The sequence below is a fragment of the Streptomyces xingningensis genome (genome assembly GCF_054957865.1).
On record NZ_JBDJPF010000076.1, the window covers coordinates 19,437 to 27,786 of the forward strand.

Consider the following 8,350-nt stretch of genomic DNA (forward strand, 5'->3'; position numbering starts at 1 on the left):
GCGGTGACGGCGGCGGTAACGGCAGTGGTAAAGAACGCCTGGCAGTCGGCGTTGTAGGTAATGACAACCGCCCATGAATCAAGTGGTGACAGCCTGCGATTCAGTCTCTAGGGTGCCTGAATATGGATATGCAGGCGCATGCGCAGAACGCGCAGAACGTGCAAAACGTAACGCTGGACACGTCCGGGACGACCGCCGAAGACGTGATCGCCGTGGCGCGCGGCGGCGCGCACGTCGTCGTCTCCCCGGAGGCCCTGGCCGCCGTCGCCGCCTCCCGGCGGATCGTCGACGACCTGGCCGCCAAGCCTGATCCGGTCTATGGCGTCTCCACCGGCTTCGGCGCCCTCGCCGTACGCCACATCAGCCCCGAACTGCGCACCCAGCTCCAGCGCAACATTGTGCGCTCCCATGCCGCGGGCATGGGACCCCGTGTGGAGCGCGAGGTGGTGCGTGCGCTGATGTTCCTGCGGCTGAAGACCCTCGCCTCGGGCCGCACCGGAGTGCGCCCCCTGGTCGTGGAGACCATGGCCGCCATCCTCAACGCCGGGATCACCCCCGTCGTCCACGAATACGGCTCCCTCGGCTGCTCCGGAGACCTCGCGCCGCTCTCCCACTGCGCCCTGACCCTCATGGGCGAGGGCGAGGCCGAGGGCCCCGACGGAGTGGTCCGCCCGGCCGCCGAGCTGCTCGCCGCACACCGCATCGAACCCGTCGAGCTGCGCGAGAAGGAGGGGCTCGCGCTCCTCAACGGCACCGACGGCATGCTCGGCATGCTCGTCATGGCCTGCACCGACCTCGCCCGCCTGATCACCTCCGCCGACATCACCGCCGCCCTCTCCCTGGAGGCGCTGCTCGGCTCCGAGAAGGTCCTCGCCCCCGAGCTGCACGCCATCCGGCCGCACCCGGGCCAGGGCGCCAGCGCCGACAACATGCTGCGGGTACTGGCCGGTTCGGGCCTGACCGGCCATCACCAGGACGACGCGCCACGGGTCCAGGACGCCTACTCGATCCGCTGCGCCCCGCAGGTCGCGGGCGCCGGCCGGGACACCCTGGCACACGCCCGGCTGGTCGCCGACCGGGAGCTGGCCGCCGCCGTCGACAACCCCGTGGTGCTGCCCGACGGCCGGGTGGAGTCCAATGGCAACTTCCATGGCGCGCCCGTCGCCTATGTCCTCGACTTCCTCGCCATCGCCGCCGCCGACCTGGGCTCGATCGCCGAGCGCCGCACCGACCGGCTGCTCGACAAGAACCGCTCGCACGGCCTGCCGGCCTTCCTGGCGGGCGACCCGGGCGTGGACTCCGGGCTGATGATCGCTCAGTACACGCAGGCCGCCCTGGTCAGCGAGATGAAGCGGCTCGCCGTCCCGGCGTCGGTGGACTCCATCCCGTCCTCCGCGATGCAGGAGGACCATGTCTCCATGGGCTGGTCGGCGGCGCGCAAGCTGCGCACCGCACTGGACGCCCTCACCCGGGTCGTCGCCGTCGAACTGGTCGCCGCCACCCGCGCGGTCGAGCTGCGCACCGCGCGTACGCCGTCCCCGGCCACCCAGGCGGTGCTCCGGGCGGTGCGCGAGGCCGGTGTCGAGGGGCCCGGGGAGGACCGTTACCTCGCCCCCGACCTGGCGGCCGCCGAGGCGTTCGTACGGTCCGGGAGCCTCATCGAGGCCGTGCGGCCGGTGACCGGACCGCTGAACTGACGCCGGATCACTGAACTGACGGGGGTCACCGGGCCGCCGCGCGCGATCTGCGCACCGCGCCGGTGACCAGCGCACCGCCCGCCGTCACAAAGGCGATGCCGCCCACCAGATAGGGCGTGGTGTCCACGCCGCCGGTGCTGGCGAGTTTCAGCTCCTGGGTGCCCTGCGCGTTCCGGGCGTTCTGGGTGACCGCCGGGGCGCGGTTCCCGGCCGGATGCCCGGGCCGCTCGGAGGTCGCATGGGCGGTCGGTACCAGCCACACCGCGCACAGCACCGAACCGGCGGCGACGGCGGTCAGCAGCGGACGGCGTGCGGTCACAGGACGAATCCCCTTCGCGAGACCGGAGATTGAGGGGTCGTGGACCCTCCGGGACCCCGACGGACCAGATGGTAGTGACATGTGCGCGCCGGTGGGAAGTCAGTGGGAAGTCAAAGGCGCGCGCCCCGTACCGGGACCCCGGCTTGGGCCGGGATGCCCCAAGGGTCTTTACTGGGTGGTCTTCCCCACACTTTTCGCGGGGGTGGAACGGGCCAAAGGGCCCAGGCGTTCCCTAGGCGTAACCGGGATTCGTGCGCCCAACGGCCCGGTTCGGGGATTCCGGGGTCCAGGAGCAATGGAGAAGCGTGTGATGAAGGACGGCAAGCGCCGCAAGGGCCTGGTGGCCGCGGCCGCCGTGCTGGGCGGTGTCCTCACCCTCGCCGCCTGCGGTGGCGGCGACGACAACGGCAAGGACGACTCCGGCAAGGACAAGTCGCAGAGCAAGGTGGACGCCGCGGCCGCCAAGGACGCCTCCAAGGCGCAGATCAAGATCGCGCCCAAGAGCGGCACCGCCAATGCGGGCATCACCGCCGACGCCGCCCAGGTCACGGTCAGTGACGGCGAGCTCACCGACGTCAAGATGACGAACGACAAGGGCACCCCGGTCGAGGGTTCGATCGCCGCGGACAAGAAGTCCTGGAAGCCCAAGCAGAACCTCGAGCGCTCCTCCAAGTACAAGATCATCGCCGAGGCCAAGGACGACCAGGGCCGCAAGGCCGTCGAGAACTCCTCCTTCTCCACCGTCTCGCCGGACAACAGCTTCATCGGCTCCTTCACGCCGGAGGCCGGCTCGACCGTCGGCGTCGGCATGCCGGTGTCCATTGAGTTCGACAAGCCGGTCAAGGACCGTAAGGCCGTTCAGTCGCATCTGGAGGTCACCTCCAACAGCGGCCAGAAGGTGGTCGGCCACTGGTTCGACGAACAGCGCCTCGACTTCCGCCCCCAGGACTACTGGAAGGCCAACTCCGAGGTCACCCTGAAGATGAACCTGGACGGCGTCGAGGCCGCCCCGGGCATCAAGGGCGTCCAGAAGAAGACGGTCAAGTTCAACATCGGCCGCTCCCAGGTCTCCACGGTCGACGCCAAGACCCACCAGATGACCGTGACGCGGGACGGCAAGGTCCTCAAGACCATCCCGATCTCGGCCGGCAGCCCGGACAACCCCACCTACAACGGCCAGATGGTGATCTCCGAGAAGTTCACCGAGACCCGGATGAACGGCTCCACCGTCGGCTTCTCCAAGTCCGACGGCAAGGGCGAGTACGACATCCCGGATGTGCCGCACGCCATGCGCCTGTCCACCTCGGGCACCTTCATCCACGGCAACTACTGGGGCAGCGGCGTCTTCGGCAACTCGAACACCAGCCATGGCTGTGTGGGCCTCGAGGACGCGCGGGGCGCCGGCGACCCGTCCACGCCGGGCGCCTGGTTCTTCAAGCAGTCGATCCTCGGCGATGTCGTCATCGTGAAGAACTCCGACGAGAAGACGATCCAGCCGAGCAACGGCCTCAACGGCTGGAACATGTCCTGGAGCGAGTGGGTCAAGGGCAGCGCGACGGGCGCCTGATCCACCCCCCCGATCCCCCTCCGCCGGGCGGCGGCCGACACTGAAGTGTGGGCCGCCGCCCGGCGGCATGTTCCACCGCACGGGCGTACGCCGAAGGAAGGCCGAAGGAAGAAAGACCGTGGCCAAGCGCAGCAACCAGCAGGACCAGCCCGTCGAGGCCGAGCTCCTGGAGACCGTCCGGACCGCCCTGCGCGGTCTGCGCACCGTCCCCGCGCCCGCCCTCGATGACGCGCTCTATGCCGCCGCCTCCACGCTGGCCGCCGCCCCGGCCGGCTGGCCGGCCGTCGCCCGCGCGGTGCTGCGGGTCGCCGAGGAGACCCTGCGGCGCGCCTGGGAGCGCGGCTGGCAGCCCGCCGATGTGCTCCGGCTCGCCCAGCGCCGGCTGACCGCCGCCGAGGCCCGGTTCGGTGCCGACGCCATCACCGCCGAAGCGCGCCGCTACGCTCCGGACACCCTTGGCGCCCGCTGGTCGGCGCAGCTGGGCGCGCTGCGCGGCGAGCCGCTCGACCTCGAACTGTTCGCCCACCGCGAGCGGTTGAGCCGTTTTGAGACGGCCGTCTGCGCACTCGGTGCGCTCCGGCTGGTCGACGGCCTGCCGCGGATCGACGCGGTGGGCCCACTGCCCGGGGCGGCCGGGGCGGCGGCGTCGGTGGCCGCCGTCGAACCCAGGACGCTGGCCCGGATCCGGGCGCTGCTGGCCAAGGCCGAGTCCACCGGCTTCGCCGAGGAGGCGGAGGCGCTCTCCGCGAAGGCCCAGGAGCTGATGGCCCGGCACTCGCTCGACGAGGCGCTGCTGTCCGCCGCCGCCCAGCAGCCGGTGGCCGGACCGACGGCCTGCCGGATCGGTGTCGAGGGCCCGTATGAATCCGCCAAGGCTCTGCTCCTGGACGCGGTGGCCACCGCCGGCCACTGCCGGGCCGTCTGGTCGGCCGAGTACGCCTTTTCCACGGTCATCGGCTTTGAAACCGATCTGGAACTGGTCGAGTTGATGTACACCTCGCTCCTCGTCCAGGCCACCACCGCCATGCACGGCGCCGCCGACCGGCATCACAGCGGTGGCTCCCGGCGCACCCGTGACTTCCGGGAATCGTTCCTCATCGCCTACGCGGGCCGGATCGGCGACCGTCTCGCCGCGGCGGCACAGGACGCCACCGTCCCGGAAGGCCGCCCGGAGGTGCTGCCGGTGCTGGCCGCCCGCGAGGCGGCGGTCGGCGAGACGGCGGAACGGCTCTTCCCGGAAACCACCGCGCACCGCCTCAAGGGGCGGGATGCGGAGGGCTGGGCGCATGGCGTCCGGGCCGCGGACACGGCACGGCTGCGGCAGGCCTGACCCGCCGGATCATGCCGACTCATGAATCACGGAACAAAGGAGTTCGATGGTGGGGGATCTGACGACCAGCGCGGAGCCGGAGAAGACCCGGGCGGAGAAGAAGCGGGCGGAGCGGAAACAGCGTTCCTTCTGGAAGGAACTGCCGATCCTGATAGGCGTGGCACTGGTGCTCGCCCTGCTGATTAAGACCTTTCTGCTGCAGGCGTTTTCGATCCCCTCGGATTCGATGCAGGACACCCTTCAGCGGGGTGACCGGGTACTGGTCGACAAGCTGACGCCATGGTTCGGATCGAAGCCCGAGCGGGGCGAAGTCGTCGTCTTCCATGACCCGGGCGACTGGCTGCCGGATCAGCCCTCGCAGCAGAATGTGGTCCAAAAGGCGCTCAGCTTTATCGGCCTGATGCCGTCCGCCAGCGAGAAGGACCTGATCAAGCGGGTCATCGGGGTCGGCGGCGACACCGTGGAATGCAAGGGCACCGGACCGCTGAAGGTCAATGGCAAGCCGCTGGACGAGCCCTATGTCTACCCCGGCAACACGGCCTGCAGCCCGGACCCGGAGGGGCAGTTCAAGGTCACCGTGCCCAGCGGCCGCCTCTGGGTGATGGGCGATCACCGGCAGAACTCCTCGGACTCCCGCTACCACCGGAACCAGCCCGGCGGCGGCATGGTGCCGGAGAAGAACGTGGTGGGCCGCGCGGTGGTGATCGCCTGGCCGCTCAACCGCTGGAACACCCTGCCGGTCCCCGGCACCTTCGACCAGCCGGGCATCAGCGCGACGGCGGCCGTGGCGCCGGGGGCGCTGGGCCTGGTGGGGGCCGTTCCACTGGTCCTGCTGCGCAGGCGGAAGCGGGCGGGCTCCCGCCCGAAGCCATCGGCGTAAAGTACGCCCCTGGCGTCGCCCCCGGCCCCGGCGGAACGGCGCCACGAACGCGCTCGCCGGCCCTGTTCTCGTATAGCTACGGCGAACAGACATGTAGCGCTCCGTAACCGTCTGGCAACAGTCCCGATCTTCTGACGTTCTGGCTGGTGCTCGGTCGCCACGCTGTGGTGATCCAACTGGTTGGCGAGGGAGTACGGGTGCGGCAGGACTGGGAACCAGAGGACCTGATCGAGGTCTGGACGCTGCTCGAAGACGACATGAATCGGTTACGGAACAAGTCGGGGGCGAACCGGTTGGGGTTCGCGATGCTGCTGAAGTTCTTCGAGGTGGAAGCTCGGTTCCCCGAGACGGTCAAGGAGATGCCTGCTGCTGCGGTGGAGTACGTGGCTCAGCAGGTGAAGGTGCCAGCGGAGGCATGGGCCGCCTACGACTGGCAGGGCAAGACGGTTCAGCGTCACCGGGGAGAGATCCGGGCGGCGTACGGGTTCCGGGCTATCACCGAGGAGGACCAGGAGCGGCTGGCCGAGTGGCTGGCCGCTGAGTTGTGTCCGGTGGAGTTGTCGCGGGATCGGCTGGCGGCGGCAGTGGTGGCCCGGTGTCGTAACGATCACGTCGAGCCGCCGGCCCCGGGGCAGGTCGGGCGGTTGGTGGGCAAGGCAGTCAAGGACTTCGAGGCCCAGTTCTGCCGCAGCAGGGTGGAGCGGCTCTCGCACACGACCCGCTCGCGCCTGGAGGACCTGGTCGCCAGCAGCGAGGAAGGGGCGGCCGAGGAAGCGGACAGTGAGGGCCCGGTGGCGGGCGGCGGGCGTTCGCACTTCGCCGAGCTGAAGACCGACCCGGGCGCCCCGGGGTTGGAGAGCCTGCTGGCGGAGGTGAACAAGCTCCAGCGCGTGAGGCGGCTGGAGCTGCCCGCGGACCTGTTCGCGGACGTGTCGGAGAAGCTGGTGGACGCGTGGCGGGCGCGGGCATCGAAGGAGTACCCGGCGAACCTGGAGCGGATGAAGCCGCCCCGGCGCCTGACGCTGCTGGCCGCGTTGTGCCATGTGCGGCAGACGGAGATCACCGACTCGCTGGTGGACCTGTTCATCCAGCTCGTGCTGAAGATCAACACGAGGGCGGAACGGAAGGTCGACAAGGAGCTGAACGCCGAGCTTAAGAAGATCCGGGGCAAGGAGGGCATGCTCCTGCGGGTCGCGGAGGCGGCGCTGTCCGAGCCGTCCGGCACGGTACGGCGGGTGATCTACCCGGTGGTCGGCGGGGAGAAGACGCTGAAGGCCCTGGCGGCGGAGGCCGCGGCCAACGAGGCCCGCTACAAGGCCCGGGTCCGTACGGTACTGCGCTCCTCGTACTCGGCGCACTGGCGGCGGATGCTCTCGCCGCTGCTGGGCGCGTTGGAGCTGAAGTGCAACAACACCGCGTACCGGCCGGTGATGGACGCGATCGACCTGCTTCAGCGCTACCTGGACCAGCCGTTGAAGGAGGGGGCGTTCTTCGATCCGGCGGAGAGCGTGCCATTGGCGGGGGTGGTGCCGGATCAGTGGCGGGCGGCAGCGGTGGACGACAAGGGGCGGGTCGAGCGCATCCCGTACGAGCTGTGCGTGCTGGTCGCGCTGCGGGACGCGGTGCGCCGGCGGGAGATCTGGGTGGTGGGGGCGAACCGGTGGCGCAACCCGGAGGACGACCTGCCCGCCGACTTCGAGGACAACCGGGACGTGCACTACGCCGCGCTGGGCCAGCCGCAGGACGCCAGGGAGTTCATCGCCGCCCTGCAAGGCAAGCTCCGCACCTCGCTGGACCGCTTCGACCGCGCGTTGGCGGAGGGCACGACGGGCGGGGTGGCGATCGTCAAGAAGCACGGCGAGCCGTGGATCAGGGTCTCCCCTCGGGCGAAGCAGGAGGAGCCGGAGAGCCTGGTGGCGGTCAAGGGCGAGATCGAGCGGCGCTGGGGCACCATCGACCTGCTGGACATCCTGAAGTACGCCGAGTTCGACACCGACTTCATCGCCGAGTTCACCTCGGTGGCCACCAGAGAGAACCTGTCCAAGGACGTGCTGCGGCGCCGCCTGCTGCTGGTGCTGTTCGGGCTGGGCACGAACATGGGCATTAAGCGGGTCGCGGTGACCGGCAAGCACGGCGAGAGCGAAGCGACCTTGCGGCGGGTGCGGCACCTGTTCGTCAACCGCGCCAACATGCGTGCGGCCCTGCGCAAGCTGGTGAACGCCACCTTCGCCGTCCGGGATGAGATGTGGTGGGGCACCGGCACCGCGTGCGCCTCCGACAGCCGCAAGTTCGGCGCCTGGTCTTCCAACCTGATGACCGAGTGGCACCAGCGCTACCGCGGCCCCGGCGTGATGATCTACTGGCACGTCGAGCGGAAGTCGGTGTGTATCTACTCCCAGCTCAAGTCGTGTTCGGCCTCCGAGGTCGCCTCGATGATCGAGGGCGTGCTGCGGCACTGCACCGACATGGAGGTGGACCGGCAGTACACCGACACCCACGGCGATGTTGTTACCTGGACACCTCACGCCCCGTTAGCTCAGAGGGGCGGCAAAGTGGG

Annotated in this window: 6 protein-coding genes; 5 read left to right on the top strand and 1 reads right to left on the bottom strand. The window is 69.9% G+C overall.

The window, feature by feature from the left end; translation table 11 throughout:
* Positions 1-122 precede the first annotated feature (122 nt).
* Complete coding sequence (hutH, locus tag ABCR83_RS28670; protein WP_462698131.1) at positions 123-1,697, top strand: histidine ammonia-lyase; 1,575 nt, start codon at positions 123-125, stop codon at positions 1,695-1,697.
* 25 nt (positions 1,698-1,722) lie between these two features.
* Here hutH and ABCR83_RS28675 read toward each other — a convergent pair whose 3' ends face one another.
* Positions 1,723-2,016, bottom strand: coding sequence for a hypothetical protein (locus tag ABCR83_RS28675; protein ID WP_462698132.1), 294 nt, complete (start codon positions 2,014-2,016; stop codon positions 1,723-1,725).
* Positions 2,017-2,311: 295 nt separating this feature from the next.
* On the opposite strand from ABCR83_RS28675, the gene ABCR83_RS28680 reads away from it, so the two are divergent.
* The 4 genes from ABCR83_RS28680 to ABCR83_RS28695 all read left to right on the top strand — a co-directional run.
* Positions 2,312-3,583, top strand: coding sequence for a L,D-transpeptidase (locus tag ABCR83_RS28680; protein WP_462698133.1), 1,272 nt, complete (start codon positions 2,312-2,314; stop codon positions 3,581-3,583).
* 118 nt (positions 3,584-3,701) lie between these two features.
* The gene (locus ABCR83_RS28685; protein ID WP_462698134.1) at positions 3,702-4,913 is read left to right on the top strand and encodes a DUF2786 domain-containing protein; all 1,212 of its coding nucleotides are present in this window, start codon (positions 3,702-3,704) and stop codon (positions 4,911-4,913) included.
* A 46-nt stretch (positions 4,914-4,959) separates the two neighbouring features.
* Positions 4,960-5,793 (top strand): signal peptidase I, encoded by an 834-nt coding sequence (gene lepB, locus ABCR83_RS28690; protein WP_462698135.1) that lies wholly within the window; start codon positions 4,960-4,962, stop codon positions 5,791-5,793.
* 167 nt (positions 5,794-5,960) lie between these two features.
* On the top strand, positions 5,961-8,350 hold a 2,390-nt coding region (locus tag ABCR83_RS28695; RefSeq protein WP_462698136.1), incomplete at its 3' end, for a Tn3 family transposase.